We start from the raw sequence: 26,990 nt of genomic DNA, 5'->3' as shown, positions 1-26,990 counted from the left end.
AGCCAGGCCGGCTGGCCGCCTCGACAGGAAAAGCTCAAGGAATGCGCACCGATACCGGCCATGTCTTCAGGCTCGAAGACTATCGCCCCAGCGACTATCTGATCCCTGCGACCAGCCTCGACTTTCGCCTGTCGCCGGACGCGACCCATGTCACCGCGCTGCTCACCATAGAGCGGCGCGAGGGCGTCGCCGCCTCGGCGCCGCTGGTGCTTGACGGCGACGGGCTGACGCTACTCGGCGTCGCCATCGATGGGCACGCGCTCGCAGCCGGCGACTATGAGGCGACGCCGGACAGGCTGACGATTCTGAAGCCGCCGGCGGCGCAACGTTTCGAGCTCCGCCTGGAGACGGAGATCGCACCTTCGCGCAACGAGGCGCTTATGGGTTTGTACCGCTCCAGCAACGTCTATTGCACGCAATGCGAGGCCGAGGGCTTTCGCCGCATCACCTATTTTCTCGACCGTCCCGATATCCTGTCGGTCTACACTGTGCGCATCGAAGCGCCGCACAACGAGGCGCCGCTTTTGCTTTCAAACGGCAATCCCGTCGAACGCGGCGCGCTCGCCGACGGACGCCATTATGCGGTCTGGCACGACCCCTTCCCCAAACCCTCCTACCTTTTCGCGCTGGTGGCGGGCGCGCTTGGCAAGGTGGCTGGCAGCTTCACCACCATGTCCGGCCGCGAGGTCGAGCTCGGCATCTATGTCGAACCCGGCAAGGAACGGCTTGCCGGCTACGCGATGGACGCGCTGAAACGCTCGATGAAATGGGACGAGGAAGCCTTCGGCCGCGAATACGACCTCGACGTCTTCAACATCGTCGCCGTATCCAACTTCAACATGGGCGCCATGGAGAACAAGGGCCTCAACGTCTTCAACGACAAATATGTGCTGGCCGACGAGGAGACTGCAACTGATGCCGACTTCGCCAATATCGAGGCGATCATCGCGCATGAGTATTTCCACAATTGGACCGGCAACAGAATCACTTGCCGCGACTGGTTCCAGCTCTGCCTGAAGGAAGGGCTGACGGTTTACCGCGACCACGAATTCTCCGCCGACCAGCGCTCGCGGGCGGTGAAGCGCATCGCCGAGGTGCGCACGCTGCGCGCGCACCAGTTCCCGGAAGACCAGGGGCCGCTGGCGCATCCGGTCAGGCCGCGCCGCTACCGCGAGATCAACAACTTCTACACGGCGACCGTCTACGAGAAGGGCTCGGAAGTGGTGCGCATGATCCGCACCATCCTCGGCGCGGAGACCTTCCGTGCCGGCATGGACCTCTATTTCGAGCGGCATGACGGCGAGGCGGCGACCATCGAGGATTTCCTCAAAGTGTTCGAGGACGTCTCGGGCAGAGACCTTGGGCAATTCGCGCTCTGGTACCACCAGGCCGGCACCCCGAACCTGACGGTGAGTTCCACGCACAATGCGGCGGCGAAGGAGTTCACCCTGGAGATCGAGCAGTCGGTGCCGCCGACGCCGTCGGAAAGCCGCAAGCGGCTGATGCATATCCCCTTGGCCTTCGGCCTGGTCGGCGCCAATGGCAAGCCCGTCACCTGGACGGCCGTCGAGGGCGCAACGGTGGATGACGGTGTCATCCATATCCGCAAGCGCCGGCACACGGTGCGCTTCTCGGGTATTTCGCAACGGCCTTCGGTGTCGCTCAACCGCGGCTTCTCGGCGCCGATCACGCTTTCCGTGCAGCAGAAGGCCGACGACCAGTTCTTCCTCGCGGCGCATGACAGCGACGCCTTCGCGCGCTGGCAGGCGTTCAACACGCTGCTGACCGACGCGCTGATCGTCGCCTTCCGCCAGATCCTCGGCGGCAGGGAGCCGGCCTTCGCGGCACGGCTCGCCGAGCTTGCCGGCAGGATTGCCGGCGACGAGGCGCTGGAGCCGGCCTACCGGGCACTGGCGCTGTCGCTGCCCGGCGAAGCCGACATCGCCCGCGACATCGGCAAGGGCATCGATCCAGACGCCATCTTCGCCGCGCGCGAGGCGCTGGCGCGGGCGATTGCCGAGGCAAACGGCGAGACCTTCGCGGCGCTCCATGACCGGCTTGCCGACAACGGGCCTTTCAGTCCGGACGCGGCGAGCGCCGGACGCCGGGCCCTGCGCAACACCCTGCTCGACTATCTTTCGCTGCTGCCGGGCGGCGCGGGCCTCGCCGCGCGACACTTCACCGCCGCCACCAATATGACCGACCGCGCCGCGGCGCTCGCCGTGCTGGCGCATCGCCATTCAGGCACGGCCGGGGCCGAAGAAGCGCTGGCCGCTTTCGAGGTCCGCTATCGCGGCGACGCGCTGGTGCTCGACAAATGGTTCCAGATCCAGGCTGGCGTGCCCGGAGCAAGGACCGTCGAGAAAGTGCGCGAGCTCACGCAGCATCCGGCTTTCTCGATCGCCAACCCGAACCGGGTTCGTTCCCTGATCGGCACCTTCTCCAGCGCCAACCAGACCGGCTTCCATCGCCCCGACGGCGAAGGTTACCGTTTCTTCGCCGAGACGGTGCTGGAACTGGAGAAGCGCAACCCGCAAGTGGCGGCGCGACTGGCCACGGCGCTACGCTCCTGGCGCTCGCTGGAGCCTGGACGCCAGGCCAAGGCCAGACAAGCGCTGCTCGACATGGCGAAGGTTGAGAACCTGTCGGCGGATCTGCGCGATATCGTCGAGCGGACGCTGGCGTAGCGCCTTTTGCCTTCTCCCCTTGTTGTGGGAGAAGGTGTCGCCGAAGGCGACGGATGAAGGGTGCTCCAGGGAACTCCTACGCCTCGCTCCGCTGGAACACCCCTCATCCGTCTCGGCGCTATCGCGCCGATCCACCTTCTCCCGCAGGGGGAGAAGGGAAAAGGACGAATTTCAATCAACTTTTAATCTTTTTCGCCCGCGCCTCTGGACAAGGCGAATCGGCTTTGATTCTTTAATGGCGATTCGGGGCGTGCGGCGTAGCCGGATCATCCAAGTATGCGGCAAATCGGGGAGTGCCATTTATGGCCAAGGCGGACGCGTGGGGCGCGCCCGGAGGGAAGGCTTTTGCGCGTCGCAAGGCAAGGAGCGACGGACTTGCCGGCAATGCGCGCCTGATCGCCGAACCCACCTATCAGCGGCTCCTGGCCGCCGAGCCGCTGCTGCGCCGGTCGATCCCGGCGCTGATCGTCGTTTTCCTCATCGTCATCGCGGCATTGCGCTTCCTGTCGCTGATGAACGAGCATGACGAGATCGAGCGCGACGCCAAGGCAGTGCTGGCGCTCGCCGCCGGCCAGATGGCGCAGGCGATCGCCGCGGACCCCAGCGCGGCCGGCGTCAATGCCACAAGCCTCCTGGAGAACATCAGCCGCCAGGGCGCCATGAGCCGCGCCCATGTGCTCGCCGTCACCGACGCCAACTTCAAGGTCATCGCCGTTTCGCCGTTGTCGACGGGCTGGCAGGGCCGCACGCTGGACAGCTTGGTCCTGGGCGGCCAGCCGCTGTTCATGTTCGGCGACCGCGCCGGCGTGATGGACGTCGGAATCGCAGGACAGGACTGGTTTGCCGCCGTCAGCCTCAGCGGCGACCGCAAACACGCGGCGGCCGTGCTGGTGCCGCAGGAAGCGGTGTTCGACAGCTGGCGCAAGTCTATGTCGCTCAACGTCACGCTGTTCGTGCTGACGGCGGGCGTGCTGATCGTCATCCTCTACGCCTATTTCGGCCAGGCGGCGCGCGCCCAGGCGGCGGACCGCATTTATCTCGAAGCGCATCAGCGCATCGACATGGCGCTGGTGCGCGGCCGCTGTGGGTTGTGGGACTGGGATATGGTGCGCGGCAAGATGTACTGGTCGCGCTCGATGTACGACATGCTGGGCTATGAGCCCTGCGACACGATGCTCTCCTTCGGCGAGGTCGACGAGATCGTCCACCCGGAAGACGGCGACCTGTTCGAGCTCGCCAACCGCATCATCGAACGCGAGATTGACCATATCGACCAGGTCTTTCGCATGCGCCACGCCGACGGACAATGGGTATGGATGCGAGCCCGTGCCCAGGTGATCGACCCGGAGGCGCCGGAGATTCAGCTGATCGGCATCGCTGTCGACGTCACCGAGCAGCGGCATCTGGCGCTGCGTTCGGAAGCGGCCGACATGCGGCTCAGGACAGCGATCGAGAACATCAACGAATCCTTCGTTCTGTGGGATGCCGCCGAACGGCTGATCATGTGCAATTCGAAGTTCCAGAAGGACAATGGGCTGTCGGATCGCGACGTGGTGCCGGGCGCGACGCGCGATATGCTGGAGCAGCGCATGCTGGCCTTCGCCTCGGAGCGCAGGTTGGCCAATGCCAACGGGCCGCATGGCGGCATCACACTCGAGCGCCAGCTTGCCGACGGCCGCTGGCTGCAGGTCAACGAGCTCAGGACCCGCGACGGCGGCGTCGTCTCGGTCGGCTCCGACATCACCCAGATCAAGCTGCATCAGGAAAAGCTGGTCGACAGCGAGCGCCGGCTGATGGCGACGATCCACGATCTCAGCCTCGCGCGGCGCGCCGAGGAGGAACGCGCCAGCGAACTGGTCGAGCTCAACCGCAAATACATGAAGGAAACCGAGCGCGCCGAGGCGGCCAATCGCGCCAAGTCGGAATTCCTCGCCAACATGTCGCATGAATTGCGCACGCCGCTCAACGCCATCATCGGCTTCTCCGAATTGATGCAGCAGGGCCTGTTCGGACCGCTCGGCTCGGAGCGCTATGAGGAATACGCGACCGACATCAACGGCAGCGGCAAATACCTGCTCGGCGTCATCAACGACATCCTCGATATGTCGAAGATCGAAGCGGGCCAGTTCTCGCTCGACCACGAGGAGATCGACCTCTGCCCGCTGATCAAGGAAACGGTGCGGGTGATCTCGCTGCAGGCAGCGGAGAAGTCGATCAATGTCGAGACGCGCATCGCCGATACGATGCGGCTCTATGCCGACCGCCGCGCGATCAAGCAGATCGCCATCAACCTTCTCTCCAATGCGGTGAAATTCACCGGACAGGGCGGCAAGATCACGGTCAGAGCGCGCAACACGTCGGGCGCGCTGCTGCTCACCATCGAGGACAATGGCTGCGGCATTCCCAAGCAGGCGCTGAGCAAGCTCGGCCGGCCGTTCGAGCAGGTGCAGAACCAGTTCTCCAAGAACCACACAGGCTCGGGCCTCGGGCTCGCCATCTCGCGCTCGCTGGCCGAATTGCAGGGCGGCGCGCTGAAGATCCGTTCGACCGAGGGTGTCGGCACTATCGTGTCGGTACGCATTCCGCTGAAGAAGGCGCCGTCCGCGGTGAAGGCGGCGGCTTAGAGCGTTTTACCGTTTCATGAAAACGGCGAACCGCTCTAGCTCTTTGTTTTTACGCAATTCCGAACGGAAAACCGCACACACTTTTCCTGGAATTGCTCTAGTTTGGAATGCGGAATTTCCAAAGGCTCCGGCGGACAGCGCCCCCTCCGTCCTGCTGGACATCTCACTTCCGGCTTGCCCCGGGCCGGTCAGGGCGGCAATCAGTCAAACCCAACGGACTGTCGGGTCGCTAAACTGGACCGGTAAGGTTTAAATCATTTGCTGCTTAGATGCCGGACTTGCATCGGCGCCTTTCGACGCCCGTCTATAGATCAAGCTGATGACCAGACCGATATATCCGACCTGCAGAATGATCGTGGCCAGGATTGCCCATCCAAGCACCGCCCAGACAAAACCAATTTCGTTGTAAGCCCAGATCGCCACGATGAATGACGTCGTGAACATGCCTACCAAAAATTTCGGAAGATCCATAATTGCCCAGCGCCCCAATGCATGGCGATTTAGGCGGCTTTCAAATCAGCCGTTAAGAACCCGCCGCTCCATTTGCGAAGCGGCGGGGCCCCCCATCGTCGGGGTGATGGTTGACCCCGGCATTGCTGACAGTGCAATTGCGGTGCCAGACCTATTGACCTATTACGGGACACCTCTGCCAATGGCGCAAGACCGGATCGCCGATTAATATTAACTGTGGCTAATGTGCCACCCGGGGAATCTCATGGCAACGATGCGGTTGATGGCGACGCTCCCGCACGAAGCAGACGGTCGAAATCTCTCCTGACCTTCCGCGACATCTCCTTGAGATGTGCTTCCAGCACACCGAAATCCGGCAGGTCGGTGACCGCGAGCAGCAGATCCGAGAGTCCCGGCGGAACATCGTCGCGCTGGAACTCGCCGGTGAGGCAAAGCCTGATCATCTGGGTCAGCGCCAGATAGAGCCGATAGGCCTCGCCAAGCTCTTCACGCATATCGGCTGAGGCGAAATCCGGAGAAAGCCGGGCCAGAATGTCGGCGGTCGCCGTGACCCGGCGGCCAGGTTCGACTTTGCCGATGATGACCGCGACCTGGGCGATGAATTCCAGGTCGATGAGCCCGCCCGGGATCAGCTTGATGTCCCAGAGATCGCGCGGCGCCTTCTCCTTCTCGATCAGCGCACGCATGTCCGAGGCCTCGGCTTTGACCTTGGCCGCATCGCGCGGCTGTGCCAGTACCACAGCCACTTCCGTATCGAGCTCGGCGCAGAGCTCGGCATCGCCGCCGACGACGCGGGCCCGTGCCAGCGCCATGTGCTCCCAGGTCCAGGCGTCCTGGCGCTGATATTTCTTGAACGCGTCGATATGGGTGGCGACCGGCCCCTTGTTGCCTGATGGACGCAGGCGCAGATCCAGCTCGTAGAGCACACCTTCAGCTGTCGGCGCCGAGACGGCCGCGATCAGGCGCTGCGTCATGCGGGTATAGTAATGCGAAGGCGCCAGCGGCTTCTCGCCGTCGGAGTCCTCGGCGTCGGTGTCGTGGTCATAGAGCAGGATGAGATCGACATCCGAACCCGCCGTGAGCTCGCGGCTGCCCAGCTTTCCCATGCCGAGCAACGCCACCCTGCCGCCTGCGATGCTGCCGTGGCGCAGCGCGAATTCGGCGATCACCGCTTGAAGCGCCGCCTCGATGGTGAGATCGGCGAGATCCGAGAAGGCGCGCCCCGCCCGCGCCGGATCGATAGAGCCGGCAAGCAGGCGAACGCCAATCAGGAATTTCTGCTCGGAAGCGAAGATGCGCAGCCGGTCGAGCACATCCTCATAGGCGCGGTCGCCTTCGATAAAGGCGGCAAGCCGGGCCGAAAGATAGGCGCGATCCGGCAGTTCGGTGAGCAATGCCGGATCGAGCAGGCCGTCGAAGACATGCGGACGACGCGTGATGATCCCCGCCAGCCGAGGCGCGGCCCCCATGATGGTCGCCATCAGCTTAAGCAGCGCCGGGTTCGACTGCAGCAGCGAGAAAAGCTGGATACCGGCCGGCAGGCCGGCGAGGAACTCGTCGAAGCGCATCAGCGCCTCGTCGGCGCGCCGGGTCTGGCCGAAGGCTTTGAGCAGCGCCGGCGTCAGTTCGGTCAGCCGCTCGCGCGCCTCGGCCGACTGGGTGACGCGGTAGCGGCCGAAATGCCAGCCGCGGATGACACGGCAGATGTCACTCGGCCGCTGGAAGCCCAGGCGATCGAGCGTCTGCAGCGTGTCGGGATCGTCGACATCGCCGGTGAAGACCAGGTTGCCGACGCCGGCCGAAAGCTCGGGTGCGGTTTCGAACAACGCCGCATAATGGCGCTCCACCTGCTGCAGCGAGGCGCGGAAGGCCTGTGTGAAATCCGCCTCGCCGGCAAAACCCAGCATCAGCGCGATGCGCTTCAGCTCCTCGTCTTCTTCCGGCAGGATATGCGTCTGCTCGTCCGCCACCATCTGGATGGCATGCTCGACGCGGCGCAGGAACCAGTATTGTCGCGTGAGCGCGTCGCGTGCGTCGGCGGTGATCCAGCCGCGCGCGGCGAGCGCTGCGAGCATCGGCACGGTTTCGCGGCCGCGCAGCTCCGGGAAGCGGCCGCCAGCGATGAGTTGCTGGGTCTGGACGAAGAACTCGATCTCGCGGATGCCGCCGCGGCCGAGCTTGACGTTATGGCCCTTCACCGCGATCTCGCCATGGCCCTTGTGGGCATGGATCTGGCGCTTGATCGAATGGACGTCGGCGATCGCCGCATAGTCCATGTATTTGCGCCAGACATAGGGCTGCAATTCCTTGAGGAAGGCCGCGCCCGCGGCAAGGTCGCCGGCAACCGGCCGCGCCTTGATCATGGCCGCCCGCTCCCAGTTCTGGCCGCGCGCCTCGTAATAGCGAAGTGCGGCCTCGACGGGGATCGCCAGCGGCGTCGAGCCGGGATCAGGGCGGAGCCTCAGATCGGTGCGAAACACATAGCCGTGCTCGGTACGGTCCTGCAGGATGCGCACGAGCCGGCGGGTGAGGCGTGAGAACAGCTCGGTGGCGTCGAGCGGATCGATGACGGCCGGCGCCTCCGGATCGAAGAAGACGACGAGATCGATGTCGGAGGAAAAATTCAGCTCATGCGCGCCGAGCTTGCCCATGCCGAGCAGGATCCAGCCCGAATCCTTCGCCGGTTCCGCCCGATCCGGCAGCTTGAGCTTGCCTTGCCGTTGCGCGTCGAGCAGCAGGAAATCGACAGCGGCTTTTGTGCAGGCATCCGCGAGATCGCTGAGACGGCGCACCGTCACCGAGGTCTCCGCCTCGCCCGAAAGGTCGGCCAGCGCGATCAGGAAATGCGCTTCGGTCTTCCATTGTCGCAACGCCATCATCAGGCTCGATTCCGAGGCGTCATCCACCTTGGCCGCGCCGCCTATCGCTTCGCCGATGGCGACGAGCCGCGCTTCGATCGTCCGGTCGAACAGCGTGTCGAGAACGGATGGCCGGCGGCGCGCGACATCGCGCAGGAAGGGCGAGAGGTCGAAGACGGCCGCCAGCAGCTCCTGCAGCGGCCCCTCGCCCGCCAGGAACGCGGCGAGGCGCGAAAGCCCCTCTTCCTCGGCGGCATCGGCGATTTCCGACAATTCACGCCGGGCATGCTCCGCATCAAGGGGGCGGAGCGCCACTGTCGGGCTAAGCCGGAACTCGGATTCGATTTTCTTCTTCGCCATTTGTCCGCGCTGTCAATGCGTCTCCCGCAACGGGAAACTCATGACCACGGACAATCCGGGATTGGCGGGTAAAAGATCAAGCCTGCCGTTGTGGAAAGTCATGATTGCCTTGGCAAGGCTGAGGCCGAGGCCCGAGCCCGGTTGCGAGCGGCTCTTTTCCAGGCGCACGAAGCGCTCGGTGGCGCGGGCGCGATCGGCGTCGTCCGGGATGCCGTGGCCATTGTCGGTGACGGCAAGCTTGATCTCGTTGCCGGCGCGCTCCAGCACCACCCGTACTTTCGGCGCCTCGGCAGCGTCAGTCGAGTATTTAATGGCGTTGTCGACGATGTTGGACAACGCCTGGCCGATCAGCTCGCGATTGCCGTTGATCGTGAAGGCCTCGGACACGGTCGTTTCCAGGGCAACCCCCGCCTCCTCCGCCACCGGCTCGTAAAGCTCGACGACATCGCTCACCGTGGCGGCGAGATCGACGGGACCGGTCTGTTCCGAGGAGTAGCCGGCCTCCAGGCGCGAGATCATCAGGATGGCGTTGAACGTCTTGATGAGCTGGTCGGACTCCGCGATCGTGCCTTCAAGCGCCTGGCGGTACTCCTCCGTCTTGTGCCTGCCGGCGAGCGTCGCCTCGGCGCGGTTGCGCAGCCTGGTCAGCGGCGTCTTCAGATCATGGGCGATGTTGTCGGAGACCTGCTTCAGCCCCTCGTTCAACATGGCGATCCTGGCCAGCATCGAATTGAGGTTTTCGGACAGGCGGTCGAATTCGTCGCCGGCGCCGGTGACCGGCAGCCGTCCGGACAAATCGCCGCCCATGATGCGGCGGCTGGCGTCCGAGACGCTGTCGATGCGCTTCAGCGCGGCGCGCCCGACAAAGAACCAGATCAGGATGCCGCCCAAACCCATCATGCCAAGCGCCAGCGTCAACGCGCGGCTGATGACGGCGCGGAAGCGCTCGGGCTCGCCGAGGTCGCGGCCGACCAGCATGATCATCTGGTTAGGCAGCCTCAGCACCAGCGCGATGGCGTTGTGCCCCTTCTCACCTGTCGATTGTGGAGTGTTGCCCTCGTTGGCCGGAGGCGTGGTCTGGTCCGAACCGCCGCTGCGCAGCCGATCGAGCTCGCCCTCGCCGAAGCGCTGGTAGGAAAACGGGTCCGTCGTCCAGCCCTCGGTCTCGATGACCCCGGGCTCCAGGCTCTGCACATTGCCGGTCAAGATCTGGCCGTTGGCGTCGGCGATCAGATAGAGATTGGCGCCGGGCTGGCGCGAGCGGGCCTCGACGACGCGCACCAGCACCGGCAGGCCGCCGCGCTGATAGGCGCGGGCCAGGCCCAGCACCTCGTCGTTGATGGTCTCCTGCGTCTGCGCGGTCAGCATGCGCGCCGACAGCGACGTCATGTAGAGGACGAGCAGCACCGCGCAGAGCGCGAAAAGCAGAAGATAAAGCGCCGAAAGCCGGGCCGCCGTCGTCTTCATGATGGCCGGCAGGGACAATGCCATGACGGGTTCTAGCCGCCTTTCAGCATGTAGCCGGCGCCGCGGATCGTGTGCAGGATCGGCTTGTCGAAGCCTTTTTCGATCTTGCCGCGTAGGCGCGAGACGTGGACATCGATGACGTTGGTCTGCGGATCGAAATGATAGTCCCAGACATTTTCCAGAAGCATGGTGCGCGTCACCACCTGGCCGGCATGGCGCATCAGATATTCGAGCAGGCGGAACTCGCGCGGCTGCAGCGTGATCTCGCGGCCGGCGCGCTTGACCGAATGCGACAGCCGGTCGAGCTCGAGATCGCCAACGCGGTAGACCGTCTCGGACTCGCGCGCGCTGGCGCGGCGGTTCAGCACCTCGACGCGGGCGAGCAATTCGGAAAAGGCGTAGGGTTTGGTGAGGTAATCGTCGCCGCCGGCGCGTAAACCCGTGACCCGGTCATCGACCTCGCCCAGCGCCGAAAGGATCAGCACCGGCGTGGTGTTGCCGCGCGAGCGAAGCGCGGCGATCACCGACAGGCCGTCACGGCGCGGCATCAGGCGGTCGACCACCATCACGTCATAGTCGCCGGCATCGGCGAGCGCGAAGCCGGTCTCGCCGTCGCCGGCGACATGGGCGGTGTGGCCCGCCTCGGCGAAGGCTTTCTGCAAGTAGTCCGCCGCCTCGCGATCGTCTTCCATCACGAGAATCTTCATGGAGCCGTTATACGCGATTTCATTGGAAGGTTGAGGGGCAGTCATATCGTCTTGCCTTCAAGTTAAAACGGCAGCGGGTGATGGGAAACCCACTGCCGTCAGGAGCGAAACACGGTGACTGACTTACGTGCTCGGCCCCATGTTTCCCCAGGGCGGCTCGGGGGTGTTGATACCGCCATGGGGAAGCTGAAAGTCGATGTCAGCCCTTGCCGACCGGCAGCGCCACGAAGCGATTCGAGTCGTCGCGGGTGATCTGCATCAGCACGGCCTTGCGGCCGGCCTTGGCGGCATCCGTCATCGCCTTGGAAACGTCGTCGGTGGTGTTCACGTCGTTCGAATTGATCGAGGTGATGACGTCGCCGGGCTGGATGCCGCGATCGGCCGCGTCGCTGTCGGGATCGACGTCGGTGACCACGAGGCCCTTGCCTTTTTCCGCCTTGGTGACCGTCAGGCCGAGATCGGCAAGCGTGTCGGCCTTGGCCGCTGGCGCCGACTGCTTGTTGCTGTCGTCGTTCGAGGCCTGCTTGTCGCTTGCCGGCAGCGTGCCGAGATCGACTTTGACCGTCTCGTCCTTGCCGTTGCGCCAGACGGTGACATCGACCGGTTTGCCCGGCGCGAATGCACCGATCATCCGGGCGAGCTCCTTCGGCGAGGCGACATCCTTGCCGTCGACCTTGGTGATCACGTCGCCCGCGACGATACCCGCCTTCTTGCCCGGCCCGCCATCCTGGGCGCTCGAGACCAGCGCGCCCTTGTCCGACTTCAGGCCGAGCGACTCGGCGATATCGGAGGTGACCGGCTGGATCTCGACGCCGAGCCAGCCGCGCTGGACCGAGCCGCTCTTCATCAGGTCCTGGACCACCTGCTTGGCGGTCGAGGCCGGGATGTCAAAGGCAATGCCGACGCTGCCGCCCGACGGCGAGAAGATGGCGGTGTTGATGCCGATCACCTGGCCGTTGAGGTTGAAGGTCGGACCGCCCGAATTGCCGCGGTTGACCGAAGCGTCGATCTGGATGAAGTCGTCATAAGGGCCGGCGCCGATGTCGCGGCCGCGGGCCGAGACGATTCCCGCGGTGACAGTGCCGCCCAGGCCGAACGGATTGCCGACGGCGACCACCCAGTCGCCGATGCGGACCTTGGAATCGTCGGCGAAGTCGACATAGGTGAACTTGTTACCGCCGCCATCGACCTTGAGCACGGCGAGATCGGTGCGCGGATCGGTGCCGATCAGCTTGGCGTCGAGCTCCTTGCCATCATTGGTGACGACGCTGAAATCCGAGCCTTCCGAGACGACGTGGTTGTTGGTGACGAGATAGCCGTCCTCGGAGATGAAGAAGCCCGAGCCCTGAGCGATCGGACGCGGCTGGCCATTGCCATGGTCGCGGTGGTCGAAGCGGCGCATGCCGAACTGGCCACCCTGGTCACCGAAGCCACGGAATTCCTTGAAGAAGCGGCGCAGCTGCGGATTGTCGGGCAGGTTGTCGAAACCGTCCTGGTCGTCGGAACCATCGTCGGCCGTCGGCTGGATCTTGGCCTTGACCTTGACGCTGACGACCGCCGGCGAGACATGCTCAACGACATCGGCGAAGCTCGGCACCTGCGGGGCTTCGACGCGCACGGCATCGGCCAGCACGGGGGCGGTGCCGGTGGCAAGCGCGCCCGCGCCGACCGCACCGATAACGGCCAGGGACGCTGCAGCCGCCATCAGGCGCTTGCGGGTGGAGGCAAATGAATTGGGGGCATTATTCATGGGGTTTCCTATCCTCTATCGACGTGGATGCACTCAGGCGAAGCATCCTCGGGCAAGAGGATTAGAGAGCCGCACATTACGGCGCCATTTCCGGTACATGAAAGTTTTGTAATGTTGGGGATTGGCGACGATGACCACAGGCATGCCGCGCTTCGAAGGCTTGGCGGAAGCGCCCGAGACTTCGTCATTCCAGGGCGAAGCAGGAGCGAAGCTCCGTCGCGAAGACCCTGGAATCCATGCCGTTACCTCGCGCGAGGGTTGCAGCAGAGCAGAAATTCTGGACGGCCGCGACGCCTTGAAGTCACGGAATGGATCCTCGGGTCTGCGCGCGTCGCTTCGCTCCTTGCTTCGCCCGTGGATGACGACGACACAGGGGTCTCGGCCAATCTCCGAGGTCCGCAATTCATGTTAGTCGCTTAGCATCTTATCCAGCGCCGCCTGTTGCTCGGCGCTCAGGGTGCTGTCCGGCACAGTTCGGCGCGAGCGGGCGCTGAGCACGATGAACAGTCCGCCGGCCAGAAGCAGAAACACCGGCGTGCCCCACAAAAGCGCGTTGCGCAGGCTGAAGCGCGGCTTCAAGAGCACGAACTCGCCATAGCGCGAGACGATATAGTCCATCACCTGCTGGTCGGTGTCGCCGGCGACGAGGCGCTGGCGCACGAGAATGCGCAGGTCGCGAGCAAGATCGGCATCGGATTCGTCGATCGACTGGTTCTGGCAGACCATGCAGCGCAGGCCTTCGGACAGCGCCCGCGCCCTCACCTCCAATGCGGGATCCTGCAGCACCTCGTCAGGCTTCACCGCCTGAGCTGCGCCGGCGAAGAACAGCGCCAGCAGCAGGACCAGCGAGGCGAGCGAAAATCTTGCGCTCATGTCGGGCTCGCCAGGACCGCGGCCGGCTTGCGCCGCTTTGCCGGCGCGCCGACGCGCAGGCGTCGGTCGAGCAGCGACATGGCCGCGCCCGCCATCATCACCAGCCCGCCGCCCCAGATCAGCGTCACCAGCGGCTTCCACCAGAGGCGCACGACGACGGAGCCGTCATTGTTCTCGTCGCCGAGCGACAGATAAAGCTGGCTCAAGCCCAGCGTCCTGATGCCGGACTCCGTCGTCACCGTCTGGCGCACCGGATAGAAGCGTTTTGCGGAGGTAATCACGCCATCGGCGTTGCCGTCGGCGCCCATCAGCAGGAAGCGGCCGCGATCCTCGGTGAAATTCGGGCCTTTCTGCGGGGAGAGCCCTTCGAAGCGCAGCGTGTGGCCGGAGAGCTCCACCGTTTCGCCAGGGCGCATGGAGAGGATCTTCTCGGTGCCGAAGCAGAGCGTGCCGACGATGCCGAGCAAGGTCAGCCCGAGGCCGAGATGGGCCAATGCCGTGCCGAAGACGGAGCGCGGCAGGCCGGCGAAGCGGCGAAGCATGACGGCCGGCGCCACAGAGCCGAAGCCGGATCTGACGGCAAGGTCGGTCAGCGCGCCGCCGACCAGCCAGACGGCGAGGCCGACGCCGAGGGCGGCAAAGACCGAGGCGCCGTCGATGAACAGGCCGGTTACCAGCATCGCGGCGATCGCCGCCGCGAAAGCCGCCATCAGCCGCTGCGAGGCGGCAATGATGTCGCCACGCTTCCAGGCGAGCAAGGGGCCGAACGGCACGATCGCCAATAGCGGCAGCATCAGCGGGCCAAAGGTCAGATCGAAGAACGGTGCGCCGACCGAGATCTTGCCTCCGGTCAGCGCCTCCAGCGCCAGCGGGTAAAGCGTGCCGACCAGCACCGTTGCCGTGGCGGTGGTGAGAAATAGATTGTTCAGCACCAGCGCGCCTTCGCGCGAGATCGGATGGAACAGGCCGCCCGCCGTCAGCCGCGAGGCGCGCAGCGCAAACAGCGCCAGCGAGCCGCCGATGAACAAGGTCAGGATGCACAGGATGAAGACGCCGCGCGCCGGATCGGTGGCGAAGGCGTGCACGGAGGTCAGCACGCCGGAACGCACCAGGAAAGTGCCGAGCAGCGACAGCGAGAAGGTCAGGATAGCCAAGAGCAGCGTCCAGATCTTCAGCGCCGAACGCTTTTCCATGACGATGGCCGAATGGAGCAGCGCGGTGCCGGCGAGCCAGGGCATGAAGGAAGCGTTCTCGACCGGGTCCCAGAACCAGAAGCCACCCCAGCCGAGCTCGTAATAAGCCCAGTAGGAACCCATGGCGATGCCGCCGGTCAAAAACATCCAGGCGACCAGCGTCCAGGGCCGCACCCAGCGTGCCCAGGAGGCGTCGATGCGCCCCTCGATCAGCGCCGCGACCGAGAAAGAGAAGCAGATCGAGAAGCCGACATAGCCGAGATAAAGCATCGGCGGGTGGATCGCGAGGCCGAGGTCCTGCAGGATCGGATTGAGGTCGCGGCCCTCGATCGGCGCCGGATTGAGGCGGATGAACGGGTTGGACGTCGCCAGGATAAACAGGAAGAACGCGGCGCCAATCATGCCCTGCACGGCCAGCACATTGGCCTTGAGCGTCGCCGGCAGATTGTTGCCGAAGACGGCGACCAGCGCGCCGAAGAAGGTCAGGATCAGCACCCAAAGCAGCATCGAGCCTTCGTGATTCCCCCAGGTGCCGGTGATCTTGTAGATCATCGGCTGCAGCGAATGGGAGTTCTCCCAAACGCTCGCCACCGAGAAGTCCGAGCCGGCATAGGCGCTTGCAAGGGCGGCGAAGGACAACGCGGTCAATGCGAAGCCGGTGACCGTGACCGGACCGCCAACCGCCATCAGGCGCTGGCTGCCGGTGCGGGCGCCGACGAGCGGCACCAGCATCTGCACCAGCGACAGCGCGAAGGCGAGGACAAGAGCGAAGTGTCCGGTCTCAACCATTGGTTACCTGTTCTCTCGCAGGTTCTGATCGCAAAACCGCATGGCACTTTTGCGGAACCAGCTCATCAGTTCGTGCTTTCCTGCCAAACACCCTTGGCCTTCAGGCCGTCGGCGACTTCCTTGGGCATGTAGCGCTCGTCATGCTTGGCCAGCACGCTGTCGGCGACGAACACACCGTCCGGGCCGAAAGCGCCCTCGGTGATGACGCCCTGCTCCTCGCGGAACAGATCGGGCAAGATGCCGGTATAGGTGACCTTGACCGACTTCTGCTTGTCGGTGACGGAGAAGGCGACGGTGGCGCCTTGCCCGCGCATGATGGTGCCCTTCTCGACGAGGCCGCCGAGCCGGATCCGCTGTCCGGGCGGCACGCTTGCCGTGGCGAGGTCGGCCGGCATGTAGAAATAGGAGGCCTTCTGTCCCAGCGCATAGAAGGTGAGCCCGGCAGCGGCGCCGAGGAAAGCCAGCCCCGCCAGGATCACCGACATCCGCTTCTGCTTGCGCGTCATTGCCTTACTCCGTCGCCGTCACGCCGAGCGAGGCGGCGAAGGCGGTGAATTTCTTGGCCTGTTCACTGTCGGCACCAAAGGCGGCGACAGCGCGGCCGAGCGCGTCGCGCGCCTGGTCGGCCTTGCCAAGCACGACATAGGAACGGATGAGCCGCATCCATCCTTCCTCGTCGCGGGGATTCTGCTTCAATTTGTCGTCGAGACCGGCGACCATGGTCTCGATCATCGCCTGCCGGTCCTGCGGCGACATCTGTTGCGCGGCTTCCACCTGCTGCGCGTCGGGGCCGTTAGCCGGCGCTGCATCGGCGACAGCCGGACCTCCCGCCTCGGCAAGCGCCTGCCGGACGGCGCTGCGCCAGGGCGAATCCGGCGCGAGCTGGCCGAGCATCTTTTGCCAGGCGGCGACGGCATCGGCCTTCTTGCCTTCCTGTGCCAGGCCCACCGCCAGGTAGAAATTCGCCTTGGCGTTGGCCGGATCGAGCTTCAGGGCCGCCTCGAAGGCTTTTTGGGCGTCTGCCGAAACGATGCCGCCGGCAGCGCTGGCGATCGCTTCGCCGAGACCCGACTGGCGCACGGCGCTGTCGCCGTCGAGGCGGATGGCGTTGCGATAGGCGGTCACGGCGTCGGGAAAGCGCTGCAGCCGAAGATAGATCGGCGCCAGCACGTCCCAGCCCTTGCCGTCCGACGGATTGGCAGCGAGATGGGCTTCGGCGCGGGCGACCAGTTCGTCGACCGAGGCATCGGCCGGGTTCTTGGCCAGACGTTCGGCCAGCGGCTGCGAAGGCAGATCGGGAGAGCCGAGCATTCCGTAGAGCCCCCAGCTCAGCAGGGGAACCGCAAGCACGGCTATGCTGGCGACCCACTTGGCGCTGCGCGCAGGCTTGAGTATTGCCGCGTCCGGCTGCACGGCCGCGCCCAGACGCAGGATGCGGCGGCCGATCTCGGCACGCGCCTCGTCGGCCTCCCCGGGCTGGATCAGGCCGCGCGCCATGTCGCGGTCGAGCTCGGACAGCTGGTCGCGATAGACTTCGAGATCGTGATCGCCGGCCGGCGACGCGCCTTTCATGCCGCCGGTAAGCGGCAACAGCACGGCCAGGCTGGCGCCCAGCGTGAGGATTGCGGCTATGACCCAGAACAGCATGGCCCTTCCAATAAAGGCAGAGCCCTGCCCTGCCAACACGGACGTACTGCGACGCTTTGACGGCAGACGCGCCGTCCGACCTTGATCGAGGTCAATCCGACCGAATAACGGGGGCCGGCCGGGTTTCTTTCTAGGTCAGCGGCGTCCAGCTGCCGTCGGCATTGCGGCAGGCGGTGCCGCGCGCGGTGACACCCGCGCCGCTCGTATAGACGGTGTGGGTGTACTGGCGGCAATCCTGCGAGCCGACCCTGTAAGGCTGGGCGGCGACGACCTCGCCATAATGCGAGGAGTTGTCGCTCTTCCACGTCACCTTCTGGCCGCTGGTGTTGTATTCCAGCGCCTTGTATTCCGCTTCCAGGCCCTTGCGCTTTTCGGCATCGCTGAGGCCCGAACCGATCGACCCGCCGATAAGCCCGCCATTCATGGCCGAAACGATGCCGGTCGACACCTTGCCGCCGGTCGGCGGCGTGGAAACAGGCGTGACGGGAGAGGTCGGACCACCCTTGCCCAGGGTCGTGCAGCCGGAAACGGCGAGCAGGGCGGAAACGAGCGCGACGCGAATCTTCATGCCGACAACCGGTTCTCTTCAGCGGGATGGAACTGGATGGACTGGGGGCGCGCCATCAGGACGTTTTCATCGCCATAGTGTTGATATTTGTCGGAAATTTGGCCGTCGGCCGCTGCTCGCAAATCGATAAAAAACATCATTGAAGGCTCCGCAATCCCACCACCGCCCTCAAGCCGCCCATGCCGGACCGTTCCAGCGCCAGCGAGCCTCCATACTCGTTGACGAGGTCGGCGACAATGGCCAGCCCGAGCCCTGTTCCCGGCTTCGTCTCGTCGAGTCTCTTGCCACGTTTCAAAACTTCCCGCGCGCTGTCCTCGGGAATGCCCGGGCCATCATCCTCTATAACGATTTCGAACATGTTGCTCATTCCCGGTGCAAGCGCGACCGAAACGGCAACAGCGCTCTTTGCCCATTTCATCGCATTGTCGAGCAGGTTGCCGAGCAATTCCTCCAGATCCTCGCGCTCGCCGGCAAAGACGATCTCCGCCGGCGGCAGCGACAGCGTCAGCCTCGTTTGCGGATTGAGCTTCCGCAACACGCGCACCATGCGCTCGACCAGCGGCGAAACCGGCGTGCGGAAAACGACGCTGTCGCGCTGCGCGGCGACGCGGGCGCGCTGCAGATAATGGTCGACCTGCTTCTGCATGGAGGCGGCCTGCTCGACAATCAACTGGCCCTTGGCGCCGCCGAGCGCGCGGCCCTCATTGATCAGCACGGCTAAAGGCGTCTTCAGCGAATGGGCAAGGTTGCCGACCTGCGTGCGCGAGCGCTCGACGATGCGCCGGTTGTTCTCGATCAGCGCATTGGTCTCGCTGGCCAGCGGCTCGATCTCGGCCGGGAAGCTGCCGTCGAGCCGCTGCGCGGTGCCCTCGCGCACCATGGCGAGCGCATTGCGGACCCGGCGCAAAGGCTGGAGACCCAGCAGGATGGCGATGGCGTTGATGGCGATCATGCCGACGCCGAACAGCGAGAGATAGGTGAGCAGGCGACGCTGGAAGCTCGCAATCTCCTGCTCGAGCTCGCTGTGGTTGCCCATGACGCGGAAACGCGCGGCGCGGTTCTTGGCGTCGAGCACGAACTCGCTCTCGAACACTTCGAGCCGCTCGCCCTTGATGCCCTCCATCGAGTAGCTGCGCTGGAAGTTCGCATTGAACGGGACCTCCGCGACGCTCGGCGACAGGAGCGAGGTCGTCATCGAGGAGGAATGGATTTCGCCATGCACGCCTTCGGAGGCAGGCTCCACCGACCAGTACCAGCCGGAATTCGGCTCGGAAAAGCGCAGGTCGCCGAGGTCGGGCGAGCCGGTCAGCGCGCCGTTGTCGGAAATGCCGACGGAGCCGATCAGGTTGAACAAATGCGCCGAAAGCAGGCTGTCGAAGCCGCGCTCGCTGGCCTGGCGGTAAAGCGTGGTGATGAGGGTGAAGATGACGACCAGAGTCAGGATCGCCCAGATGGTGGAAAAGGCGATGACGCGGAAGGTCAGCGAGCGCGGCCAGAGCCGCAGCTTCGAAAGCCGCGTTTCCATGGTTGGCTTCAGCGGTTCCGCGTCACGCCTCCGGCTCACGCATGCGATAGCCCATGCCACGCACGGTTTCGATCATATCGATGCCCATCTTCTTGCGAAGCCGGCCGACAAACACTTCTATCGTGTTGGAATCGCGATCGAAATCCTGATCGTAGAGATGCTCGACCAGCTCGGTGCGCGACACCACCTCGCCCATATGGTGCATCAGATAGGCGAGCAGCCGGAACTCGTGCGAGGTGAGCTTGAGCGGCACGCCGTTGACGTCGGCCTTGGACGCCTTGGTGTCCAGGCGCAACGGCCCGCAGGTGAGTTCCGACGAGGCATGGCCGGCCGCGCGGCGGATCAGCGCCCGCACCCGCGCCAGCACCTCCTCGATGTGGAAGGGTTTGGTCACATAATCGTCGGCGCCGGCGTCAATGCCGGCCACCTTGTCGCTCCAGCGGTCGCGCGCGGTCAGGATCAGCACCGGCATCTTGCGGCCGCCGCGGCGCCAGCGCTCGACGACGCTGATGCCGTCCATCTGCGGCAGGCCAATATCGAGGACGACGGCATCGTAAGGCTCAGTATCGCCGAGGAAGTGCCCCTCCTCGCCGTCATAAGCGCGGTCGACCACATAGCCGGCGTCGACCAGCGCGTCGGCCAGTTGCCGGTTGAGATCCTTGTCATCCTCGACGACGAGCACGCGCATGGGGTTGAAGCCTGTTGTTGGGTAGACCTATAGGCCGATTCCACCAGCCTGGGAAACGACAGGGTCAGCCCATCGGAACGACGATTTCCGAGCGGCGGGGACGCTGGCCTTCCTTGCCGGGAACCAGGACGACGATGACGCAGACCTGCTGGCCGCCCCGCGTCGCCTGCGAGGCCTTGGCCAGCGTGCCGCCATTCTGCGCGGCGACCTGCTGGCCGATGGCGTAGCAATCGCTGGCGGCGAGCACCACCGGCCGATCGACCGACGGCTCGGTGACCGGCAGGGCAATCGCCTGCGACGCAAAGAGGCCGGCTGCGGCGAGCGCCAGCACTGCTTTGCGGAGATGAGGGCCAAACTTTTTCATGATCACGGTTCTAACGCATATGGGCTGAACGTGAAATGAACGGTGAACGATCGAAAATCCATGCCCGCCACACCCCCTATGGACGCCAACGCTCCCTCAAGCCCGGGTGCAAATTCATAGCCGGAAAATCAGTCGGTCCGCTACGCTTTTCGGCCTGCCGATTCCGCGCCCCGCGCTACCTAGTGTAGAAACGCCGGACGGCCATGGGAGGATGCGATGACGCGTGCGGATATTGCCGATCTCTACCGGGGCTACATCGTCTGCCTTAACGAGCAGGACTGGGGCAATCTCGGCCGGTTCGTCGGCGAGGAGGTGCAGTATAATGGCGAGACGATCGGGCTGTCGGGGTATCGGCGCATGCTGGAAGGCGATTTCGAGGCCATTCCCGACCTGCGTTTCAATGTCGAGCTTCTGATCTCGGAGCCGCCGCGCGTGGCGGCGCGCCTGCATTTCGACTGCCATCCCAAAGGCGTGCTGTTCGGCCTGCCGGTCCACGGCAGGCGGGTTTCTTTCGCCGAGAACGTGTTCTACGAATTCCACGACAGCCGCATAAGGGAGGTCTGGTCGGTCATCGACAAGGCCGCGATCCAGGCGCAGCTTTAGGGTGTGTTGATGTTCAGGTGAGGCTGGCCTGCAAATGCCGGCTTCCTGCGCTCCGGTGCTCACGTACTTTAAGTACGCTCCGCGCCGGTTCTCGGAAGCCATCATTTTCGACTCGGCCTGACCTGAATCTCAACACACCCTATGCACTTTCCTGGGTCAGCGCGCGGAAGCGCAGCAATCCATGATAGACTGCAAGATCCTCGTCATAGCGCGCCTCGGCGAATTCCAGGGACAGGCGCGTCTGGCCGCACGGGCCAATGGACAGCGCCGCGCCATCGAGGCTCGCCTTGATGCTGTCCATGATGAGGCGTGTCTCGGCCTCGCCCTGGGCTTTCGACCAGACGTGCAAGGTGACCAGCTGGTCATTGTCGTTGTCGACGCCGGTCTCGAGGTCGAAGGCGCTGGTGCGGCCATATGTGACGTGCGGAAAGGCGGCCTTGTCGCTCGCCTGCTCGAGCAGGCCCGCGCCGCCAAGCAACGCCGACAGCGACTCATCGGTCTTCAGCCTCAGGAACAAGGCCTGCATCAAATCGCCAGGCGCCGTCATCTACAGTCCATCGCCAACATGTCTCCGCGCCGCAGCCAATTCCGGCAGCGTAGCCGCGCTCGCGATCCGATGCCAGATCGCAAATCGATTTGAGTATAGCCTGAAGGGCGAAGGTCTAGAATTTATTATGTTTTCGTCAAATCATGAGACCGGAGCCGCGCCGCCTTCTTCGGTGCGTCTGGCAATGAACTCGTCGAGCACTCCCGCGGCGGCGGCAGCGGTGGCTGGCGGCTGGAAGTCGGCGATAATCCGCTTCCAGATGTCGGTCGCGCGCTCCGTGGCTGTCTTGCCGCCGGCCTGCGTCCAGTTGCCGAAGTTCGACCAGTCGGCCACCAGCGGCTCGTAGAAGGCGCTGCGGTAGCGCGTCATGGTGTGGGCGGCCGAGAAGAAATGACCTCCGGGCTGCACTTCGGCAATCGCTTCGAAGCCAATTGCATCCTCGTCGCCCGGCGTCGTGGCGCAAAGCTCGGCGACCGTCTGCAGCGCCTCGACGTCGGTGATCAGCTTTTCCAGCGAGACGCTGAGACCGCCTTCCAGCCAGCCGGCGGCGTGGATGCAGACGGTGGCGCCGGCCAGCACCGAGCCCCACAGCGCGAACTGGGTCTCGTGCGCGGCCTGCGCGTCGGAGACATTGGCGGCGCTGCCGCCGCCGGAGCGCCAGGGCAGGCCGATGTGGCGAGCCAGCTGCCCCGCCCCAAGCGTCGCCTTGACGTGCTCCGGCGTGCCGAAGGCCGGAGCGCCGGACTTCATGTCGACATTGGACGAGAAGGAGCCATAGACCACCGGCGCGCCAGGCCGCACGATCTGGGCCAGCGTCAATCCGGCGAGCGCCTCGGCATGCTGCAAGGTCAGCGCGCCGGCGACCGTGATCGGCGCCATAGCGCCCGCCAGGCAGAAAGGCGTGATGACCAGGACCTGACCGGCCTTGGCGAAGTCGATGATGCCTTGCGCCATCGGGATATCCAGCTGGCGCGGCGAGTTGGTGTTGATGACGGTGTAGCAATAGGCACCGGCGCGGAACTCGTCCTGCGAGAGGCCGCGCGCCAGGCGGATCATCTCGAAGCCGTCCTCGACCTGCGGGGTGCCACGCGCGAAGACGAAGGGGAACTTGTCCGACAGCGTCAGCTGCGCCCGGTTGACGGCATAGTGGCGGAAGCGGTTGTCGAGTTCCTGCGGCTCGACGCAAGGCCCGAGCATATGCAGCACGTCGAAATGCTGGACCAGCTTGATGAATTGCTCGAAGGCGGTGAGCGTTCCCGGCCGGCGGCCGCGCTCGAGATCGGTGACATTAGGGGCTCCGGAGCCAGCAAGGAAGGTCATCGAGCCGAGCTCGAGCGTCAGGTCGCGGGAGCGGTCGCCGCCGAGTGCCGGAATCGTGCGCGGCGCCGAGGCGAGCGCGGCTTCGACCATGTCGCGACCGATCCTGACCATCTGGCTGTCTTCGTCGACAAATGCACCGGCCTTGCCGTAGATCGTCCGCGCCTCGGGCAGCAGCACCTTGATGCCTAGCTCCTCCAGCACGCGCAGCGCGGTAGCGTGGATGGCCGCGACCTGATCGTCGGAAAAGATCGGCTGCGGCAGGAACGGGTTCTTCAGTGACCGGTAGTTCGGATGGCGGCTCGACTCGCTGCCGGCCTCCCCGGTGCGTCCCCGGCGGCGCTCGCGCCTGAGATCGCGTGCGGCTTCCTCAATCATGGCGGTTCCTCCTCATTGCCGCATCGCCTTGCCTTCGGCGTCGTAGGGGCGAGGCCGCGATGACGCGCGCCGGCCGTTCGACCCCGACAATGTGTACGGAAAGCTCGGTCCCCTCCCCGGCTAAACCGTCATCGGGCAACGCCAGGGCGACCCTCTTGGCGACCCTGTAGCAATGCACCCTGCCGGCGCTGAGGTTCCTATCTGTTCGTTCAAGCCGACGACCGTTGGACACCCACGTCTCGCGACCTTCCGAAGAATCGGATGCATTTTGGAACAATTAAAGATTGTTTCAGTTCAAGGTCCATCACAAAGCCGCGTCATTTCAAGGCAGCGAGTTGACGGCATCCAATGACGACGGGCCAGGACAAAACCAGCGATCAAACCCTGCAATGCCTCACGACCGAACATTTCGTGTTGCAGACGGCGCGGTCGGCCACCATCCAGGAAGCCAATTCGCGGGCAGACCTTTTCCTGACCGCCGTTTCCAGCACGACCGTCGCGCTGGCATTCGTCGCTCAAGTAACGCGCATGGGGCAGCCATTCGTTTTTTTCAGTCTGATCCTGCTTCCCTGCCTGTATTTCATCGGCATCGTCACCTTCGTTCGGGCGGTCCAGGTCGCAATCGAGGACATGGTCCTCGCACGTGGCATGGCTCGCATCCGGCACTATTTCGTGGAGACGGCTCCAGGCGTGGAGAAATACTTGATCCACTCCCGTCACGACGACGACGAGGCATTGCTCGTCAGCAAAGCCCTTCATTCCTCGCATTGGCAGTCATTCATGAGCACAGCGGGGATGGTGAGCGTCGTCGCGAGTGTCATCGCAGGTGTCTTCGCCGGCGTGCTGGCGAAAGCCGTCGCAATCCTGGGTATCATTCCGGCAACCGGAATTGGCATGTTGGTATTCGCCGTCAGCGTCTTCGCCCTTCGTCGATACCAAGAGGCTAGATGGAATGCTGTCGAACATATGCTGGACGTGCGGTTCCCAAGCACCACAGCTGCCTCCCGTGGCGCCGGCCGTTCAGATGAACGGGTCGAGAGCACCCCGGAGCATAATCGTGCGAGTCTATGAATTTGCGCGGTAAGAATGGGCCAACCTCGCGTGACAGACGCCTCGATGCGGCAAGGCGCACGTCAGCCATCTCGCCGCCTATCTGCGCTCTTTCATCGGCCAGGAACCGACCGAGGCGGATGCAGTGCATCGTATGCGATTCATCGCAGCGCGGTGATTTCGATCGGCCGTTGACGGCCAGCACACCTCCGATCAACAAAGCTGGTGCTGTGGCTTCGCTGCCCTTGTGAGCGGTGATAAAATGGTCGAATAGTTTGACAGGGTGCCACCCTGAAACTGCCCGCATGCTGTTTTCGGGCGAAAGGGCGTTGGGGCGGAAGTCGGAATGGCAAGTCCTTCGAAACCACGCAAGAGGAGAAGAGGCCGCATCGCTTCGGCGCTGCTCGGCGTCGACGCTTGGTTCGATAGCTCGCTCTACGAGATCGGCTTCAAGGCCCGCGAATTCTGGGAAGCGGCGACCATCTTTTCCCGCCGTTTCCGGGTGTATGGCTGGCGCCGCACGGTCATCGAGGTGCTGAGCGAAGGGTTCACCATGGGCGCCGGCGGCTTCGTGGTGCTGCTCGCGCTCGCCATGCCCGCCTTCGACATCACCACCGGCGACTGGCGCAGCCAGGGCGACTTCGCCGTGACCTTCCTGGATCGCTACGGCAACGAGATCGGCCAGCGCGGTATCATCCAGCGCGATTCCGTGCCGGTCGACGAGATGCCCGACATCGTCATCAAGGCGGTGCTGGCGACCGAGGACCGGCGTTTCTTCGACCATTACGGCATCGATGTCCTCGGCCTGTCGCGCGCGATCTTCGAGAATGTGCGCGCCAACTCCGTGGTCCAGGGCGGCTCCAGCATCACGCAGCAGCTCGCCAAGAACCTGTTTCTCTCCAACGAGCGCACATTGGAGCGCAAGATCAAGGAAGCCTTCCTGTCGCTATGGCTGGAAGCAAACCTGTCCAAGAAAGAGATCCTGCAGCTCTATCTCGACCGCGCCTATATGGGCGGCGGCACGTTCGGCATCGAGGCGGCGGCGGATTTCTATTTCGGCAAGAGCGTCAAGGATCTGAGCCTCGCCGAAGCGGCGATGCTGGCCGGCCTGTTCAAGGCGCCGACCAAATACGCCCCGCACATCAACCTGCCGGCGGCCCGTGCCCGCGCCAATGTGGTGCTGTCAAACCTGGTCGATGCCGGTTTCATGACCGAGGGCCAGGTGCTGCAGGCGCGCCTGCATCCGGCCGACGTCGTCGATCGCGGCGAGCAGAAGAGCCCGGATTATTTCCTCGACTGGGCCTTCGACGAGGTCAAGAAGATCGCCAAGCCCGGCCAGCACTCGCTGGTCGCCCACACCACTTTCGACGCCAACATCCAGAAGGCGGCCGAGGAGTCGGTCGAGTTCCATCTTCGCCAGTTCGGCAAGGAATACAATGTCACCGAAGGCGCGGTGGTGGTGATCGAGACCAACGGCGCGGTGCGCGCCATCGTCGGCGGACGGGATTATGGCACCAGCCAGTTCAACCGCGCCACCAAGGCTCTGCGCCAGACCGGTTCATCCTTCAAACCTTATGTCTACGCCACAGCGATGGAGCACGGGTTCACGCCGGACTCGGTGGTTTCCGGCGGCGCGATCAGCTGGGGCAGCTGGTCGCCGCACAATTACAGCGGCGGATCGGCCGGCAACGTGACGCTGCTCACGGCGATCGCCAAGTCGATCAACACGGTGCCGGTGCGGCTCGCCAAGGATTACCTCGGCATCGGCCCGATCAAGGCGATGGCCGAATCGATGGGCGTGGAATCGCCACTGGAAGCGCACAAGACCATGGTGCTCGGCACATCCGGCATGACGGTGATGGACCAGGCGACGGGCTACAGCGTCTTTGCGCAGAACGGTTTCGTCGGCTCGCGCCACGGCATCACCCAGCTCGTCACCCGCACCGGCGACGTGGTCTATGACTGGGCCAAGGACGCGCCGCCACCGCACCGCGTGCTGTCGGAAAAGGCGCTGAAATACATGAACACCATGCTGGCGGCGGTGCCGGTTATCGGCACCGCGAGACGCGCCCAGCTTCCGAACATCGTCGTTGCCGGCAAAACCGGGACGACGCAATCCTACCGCGACGCCTGGTTCGTCGGCTTCACCGGCAATTACACAGCCGCCGTCTGGCTCGGCAATGACGACTTCACGGCGACCAACAAGATGACAGGCGGCTCCCTGCCGGCGATGGTCTGGCAGCGGCTGATGGTCTACGCGCATCAGAACATCGATCTGAAGCCGATCCCCGGTCTCGACAATCCTTGGGTCGATCCGGAGGTCGCGGCCAAGGCCGAGGAAGCGGCCAAGAAGGAAGCCGACGCAGCGGCGGCGCAAGCCGAGGCCGAGCGCCCGCCGGTGCTTTCCAGCCGCACAAGCCAAACGTTACGGGACATGACCAAGGCGTTCCAGGCCGCGCCGGCGCTCGTTGCGCCCACCATGCCGGAGACGCTTTCGGCGCTTTAGGGCGGCCGTCGCGTGAAG

General features: G+C 64.5%; 21 protein-coding genes. 5 read left to right on the top strand and 16 right to left on the bottom strand.

Annotated elements, in window-relative coordinates:
- The first annotated feature begins 41 nt into the window (after nucleotides 1-41).
- Nucleotides 42-2,687: an aminopeptidase N gene (pepN, locus tag LB538_RS06210; RefSeq protein ID WP_224529840.1), complete on the top strand. Its 2,646-nt coding sequence runs from the start codon at nucleotides 42-44 to the stop codon at nucleotides 2,685-2,687.
- Nucleotides 2,688-2,989: 302 nt separating this feature from the next.
- Nucleotides 2,990-5,311 carry a PAS domain-containing sensor histidine kinase gene (locus LB538_RS06205; RefSeq protein ID WP_224529843.1) on the top strand — a complete coding sequence of 774 codons (2,322 nt, stop codon included), beginning with the start codon at nucleotides 2,990-2,992 and terminating at the stop codon, nucleotides 5,309-5,311.
- Between the two features lie 249 nt (nucleotides 5,312-5,560).
- Here the strand turns inward: LB538_RS06205 and LB538_RS06200 are convergent, their stop codons facing one another.
- The 14 genes from LB538_RS06200 to LB538_RS06135 all read right to left on the bottom strand — a co-directional run bounded on the left by LB538_RS06200 (nucleotide 5,561) and on the right by LB538_RS06135 (nucleotide 20,571).
- Nucleotides 5,561-5,782: a hypothetical protein gene (locus LB538_RS06200; RefSeq protein WP_224529845.1), complete on the bottom strand. Its 222-nt coding sequence runs from the start codon at nucleotides 5,780-5,782 to the stop codon at nucleotides 5,561-5,563.
- A 242-nt stretch (nucleotides 5,783-6,024) separates the two neighbouring features.
- Nucleotides 6,025-9,000 (bottom strand): bifunctional [glutamine synthetase] adenylyltransferase/[glutamine synthetase]-adenylyl-L-tyrosine phosphorylase, encoded by a 2,976-nt coding sequence (locus tag LB538_RS06195; protein WP_224529846.1) that lies wholly within the window; start codon nucleotides 8,998-9,000, stop codon nucleotides 6,025-6,027.
- 12 nt (nucleotides 9,001-9,012) lie between these two features.
- Nucleotides 9,013-10,491 (bottom strand): sensor histidine kinase, encoded by a 1,479-nt coding sequence (locus LB538_RS06190; protein WP_224529848.1) that lies wholly within the window; start codon nucleotides 10,489-10,491, stop codon nucleotides 9,013-9,015.
- 8 nt (nucleotides 10,492-10,499) lie between these two features.
- Complete coding sequence (locus tag LB538_RS06185) at nucleotides 10,500-11,174, bottom strand: response regulator transcription factor (protein ID WP_040991372.1); 675 nt, start codon at nucleotides 11,172-11,174, stop codon at nucleotides 10,500-10,502.
- Between the two features lie 199 nt (nucleotides 11,175-11,373).
- Nucleotides 11,374-12,924, bottom strand: coding sequence for a Do family serine endopeptidase (locus tag LB538_RS06180; protein ID WP_095766893.1), 1,551 nt, complete (start codon nucleotides 12,922-12,924; stop codon nucleotides 11,374-11,376).
- 408 nt (nucleotides 12,925-13,332) lie between these two features.
- Nucleotides 13,333-13,797 (bottom strand): cytochrome c-type biogenesis protein, encoded by a 465-nt coding sequence (locus tag LB538_RS06175; RefSeq protein ID WP_224685808.1) that lies wholly within the window; start codon nucleotides 13,795-13,797, stop codon nucleotides 13,333-13,335.
- Nucleotides 13,794-15,779 (bottom strand): heme lyase CcmF/NrfE family subunit, encoded by a 1,986-nt coding sequence (locus LB538_RS06170; protein ID WP_224529852.1) that lies wholly within the window; start codon nucleotides 15,777-15,779, stop codon nucleotides 13,794-13,796. Before LB538_RS06170 ends, LB538_RS06175 begins: the two co-directional genes overlap by 4 nt.
- Nucleotides 15,780-15,844: 65 nt before the next feature.
- Nucleotides 15,845-16,285 carry a cytochrome c maturation protein CcmE gene (gene ccmE / locus LB538_RS06165; protein WP_140845772.1) on the bottom strand — a complete coding sequence of 147 codons (441 nt, stop codon included), beginning with the start codon at nucleotides 16,283-16,285 and terminating at the stop codon, nucleotides 15,845-15,847.
- A gap of 4 nt (nucleotides 16,286-16,289) precedes the next feature.
- Complete coding sequence (gene ccmI, locus LB538_RS06160; RefSeq protein ID WP_224529856.1) at nucleotides 16,290-17,426, bottom strand: c-type cytochrome biogenesis protein CcmI; 1,137 nt, start codon at nucleotides 17,424-17,426, stop codon at nucleotides 16,290-16,292.
- Nucleotides 17,427-17,556: 130 nt separating this feature from the next.
- Nucleotides 17,557-17,994 carry a hypothetical protein gene (locus LB538_RS06155; protein ID WP_140845770.1) on the bottom strand — a complete coding sequence of 146 codons (438 nt, stop codon included), beginning with the start codon at nucleotides 17,992-17,994 and terminating at the stop codon, nucleotides 17,557-17,559.
- Nucleotides 17,991-18,134 carry a hypothetical protein gene (locus tag LB538_RS06150; RefSeq protein WP_176476990.1) on the bottom strand — a complete coding sequence of 48 codons (144 nt, stop codon included), beginning with the start codon at nucleotides 18,132-18,134 and terminating at the stop codon, nucleotides 17,991-17,993. Before LB538_RS06150 ends, LB538_RS06155 begins: the two co-directional genes overlap by 4 nt.
- The gene (locus tag LB538_RS06145; RefSeq protein ID WP_224529858.1) at nucleotides 18,131-19,519 is read right to left on the bottom strand and encodes an ATP-binding protein; all 1,389 of its coding nucleotides are present in this window, start codon (nucleotides 19,517-19,519) and stop codon (nucleotides 18,131-18,133) included. Before LB538_RS06145 ends, LB538_RS06150 begins: the two co-directional genes overlap by 4 nt.
- Before the next feature lie 22 nt (nucleotides 19,520-19,541).
- A complete protein-coding gene (locus LB538_RS06140; protein ID WP_041002188.1) occupies nucleotides 19,542-20,207 on the bottom strand; it encodes a response regulator transcription factor in 666 nt (221 codons plus the stop codon).
- A gap of 64 nt (nucleotides 20,208-20,271) precedes the next feature.
- Nucleotides 20,272-20,571, bottom strand: a complete 300-nt coding sequence (locus tag LB538_RS06135) for a hypothetical protein (RefSeq protein WP_095766886.1) — start codon at nucleotides 20,569-20,571, stop codon at nucleotides 20,272-20,274.
- A gap of 216 nt (nucleotides 20,572-20,787) precedes the next feature.
- Here LB538_RS06135 and LB538_RS06130 point away from each other — a divergent pair, with 216 nt between their 5' ends.
- Nucleotides 20,788-21,174 carry an ester cyclase gene (locus tag LB538_RS06130; protein WP_224529861.1) on the top strand — a complete coding sequence of 129 codons (387 nt, stop codon included), beginning with the start codon at nucleotides 20,788-20,790 and terminating at the stop codon, nucleotides 21,172-21,174.
- A gap of 139 nt (nucleotides 21,175-21,313) precedes the next feature.
- On the opposite strand, the gene LB538_RS06125 is transcribed toward LB538_RS06130, so the two are convergent.
- Nucleotides 21,314-21,721, bottom strand: a complete 408-nt coding sequence (locus tag LB538_RS06125) for a DUF3168 domain-containing protein (protein ID WP_224529869.1) — start codon at nucleotides 21,719-21,721, stop codon at nucleotides 21,314-21,316.
- 141 nt (nucleotides 21,722-21,862) lie between these two features.
- On the bottom strand, nucleotides 21,863-23,416 hold the full coding sequence (locus tag LB538_RS06120) for a trimethylamine methyltransferase family protein (RefSeq protein WP_224529871.1): 1,554 nt from the start codon (nucleotides 23,414-23,416) through the stop codon (nucleotides 21,863-21,865).
- Nucleotides 23,417-23,764: 348 nt separating this feature from the next.
- Here LB538_RS06120 and LB538_RS06115 point away from each other — a divergent pair, with 348 nt between their 5' ends.
- Nucleotides 23,765-24,487, top strand: a complete 723-nt coding sequence (locus tag LB538_RS06115; RefSeq protein ID WP_224529875.1) for a hypothetical protein — start codon at nucleotides 23,765-23,767, stop codon at nucleotides 24,485-24,487.
- Nucleotides 24,488-24,812: 325 nt separating this feature from the next.
- Nucleotides 24,813-26,972 carry a transglycosylase domain-containing protein gene (locus LB538_RS06110; protein WP_224529877.1) on the top strand — a complete coding sequence of 720 codons (2,160 nt, stop codon included), beginning with the start codon at nucleotides 24,813-24,815 and terminating at the stop codon, nucleotides 26,970-26,972.
- Nucleotides 26,973-26,990 lie beyond the last annotated feature (18 nt).

This window comes from Mesorhizobium sp. Ca11, from assembly GCF_020165275.1.
Taxonomy (GTDB): domain Bacteria; phylum Pseudomonadota; class Alphaproteobacteria; order Rhizobiales; family Rhizobiaceae; genus Mesorhizobium.
The sequence above is the reverse complement of the archived record's forward strand: the minus strand, read 5'-3'. Positions and strand labels throughout refer to the sequence as shown.

What these genes read in the sequence shown, in the direction of transcription:
- pepN (WP_224529840.1), top strand. Translation starts at nt 42, where the DNA reads ATGCGCACCGATACCGGCCATGTCTTCAGGCTCGAAGACTATCGCCCC.
- LB538_RS06205 (WP_224529843.1), top strand. Translation starts at nt 2,990, where the DNA reads ATGGCCAAGGCGGACGCGTGGGGCGCGCCCGGAGGGAAGGCTTTTGCG.
- LB538_RS06200 (WP_224529845.1), bottom strand. Translation starts at nt 5,782, where the DNA reads ATGGATCTTCCGAAATTTTTGGTAGGCATGTTCACGACGTCATTCATC.
- LB538_RS06195 (WP_224529846.1), bottom strand. Translation starts at nt 9,000, where the DNA reads ATGGCGAAGAAGAAAATCGAATCCGAGTTCCGGCTTAGCCCGACAGTG.
- LB538_RS06190 (WP_224529848.1), bottom strand. Translation starts at nt 10,491, where the DNA reads ATGGCATTGTCCCTGCCGGCCATCATGAAGACGACGGCGGCCCGGCTT.
- LB538_RS06185 (WP_040991372.1), bottom strand. Translation starts at nt 11,174, where the DNA reads ATGAAGATTCTCGTGATGGAAGACGATCGCGAGGCGGCGGACTACTTG.
- LB538_RS06180 (WP_095766893.1), bottom strand. Translation starts at nt 12,924, where the DNA reads ATGAATAATGCCCCCAATTCATTTGCCTCCACCCGCAAGCGCCTGATG.
- LB538_RS06175 (WP_224685808.1), bottom strand. Translation starts at nt 13,797, where the DNA reads ATGAGCGCAAGATTTTCGCTCGCCTCGCTGGTCCTGCTGCTGGCGCTG.
- LB538_RS06170 (WP_224529852.1), bottom strand. Translation starts at nt 15,779, where the DNA reads ATGGTTGAGACCGGACACTTCGCTCTTGTCCTCGCCTTCGCGCTGTCG.
- ccmE (WP_140845772.1), bottom strand. Translation starts at nt 16,285, where the DNA reads ATGACGCGCAAGCAGAAGCGGATGTCGGTGATCCTGGCGGGGCTGGCT.
- ccmI (WP_224529856.1), bottom strand. Translation starts at nt 17,426, where the DNA reads ATGCTGTTCTGGGTCATAGCCGCAATCCTCACGCTGGGCGCCAGCCTG.
- LB538_RS06155 (WP_140845770.1), bottom strand. Translation starts at nt 17,994, where the DNA reads ATGAAGATTCGCGTCGCGCTCGTTTCCGCCCTGCTCGCCGTTTCCGGC.
- LB538_RS06150 (WP_176476990.1), bottom strand. Translation starts at nt 18,134, where the DNA reads ATGATGTTTTTTATCGATTTGCGAGCAGCGGCCGACGGCCAAATTTCC.
- LB538_RS06145 (WP_224529858.1), bottom strand. Translation starts at nt 19,519, where the DNA reads ATGGAAACGCGGCTTTCGAAGCTGCGGCTCTGGCCGCGCTCGCTGACC.
- LB538_RS06140 (WP_041002188.1), bottom strand. Translation starts at nt 20,207, where the DNA reads ATGCGCGTGCTCGTCGTCGAGGATGACAAGGATCTCAACCGGCAACTG.
- LB538_RS06135 (WP_095766886.1), bottom strand. Translation starts at nt 20,571, where the DNA reads ATGAAAAAGTTTGGCCCTCATCTCCGCAAAGCAGTGCTGGCGCTCGCC.
- LB538_RS06130 (WP_224529861.1), top strand. Translation starts at nt 20,788, where the DNA reads ATGACGCGTGCGGATATTGCCGATCTCTACCGGGGCTACATCGTCTGC.
- LB538_RS06125 (WP_224529869.1), bottom strand. Translation starts at nt 21,721, where the DNA reads ATGACGGCGCCTGGCGATTTGATGCAGGCCTTGTTCCTGAGGCTGAAG.
- LB538_RS06120 (WP_224529871.1), bottom strand. Translation starts at nt 23,416, where the DNA reads ATGATTGAGGAAGCCGCACGCGATCTCAGGCGCGAGCGCCGCCGGGGA.
- LB538_RS06115 (WP_224529875.1), top strand. Translation starts at nt 23,765, where the DNA reads ATGACGACGGGCCAGGACAAAACCAGCGATCAAACCCTGCAATGCCTC.
- LB538_RS06110 (WP_224529877.1), top strand. Translation starts at nt 24,813, where the DNA reads ATGGCAAGTCCTTCGAAACCACGCAAGAGGAGAAGAGGCCGCATCGCT.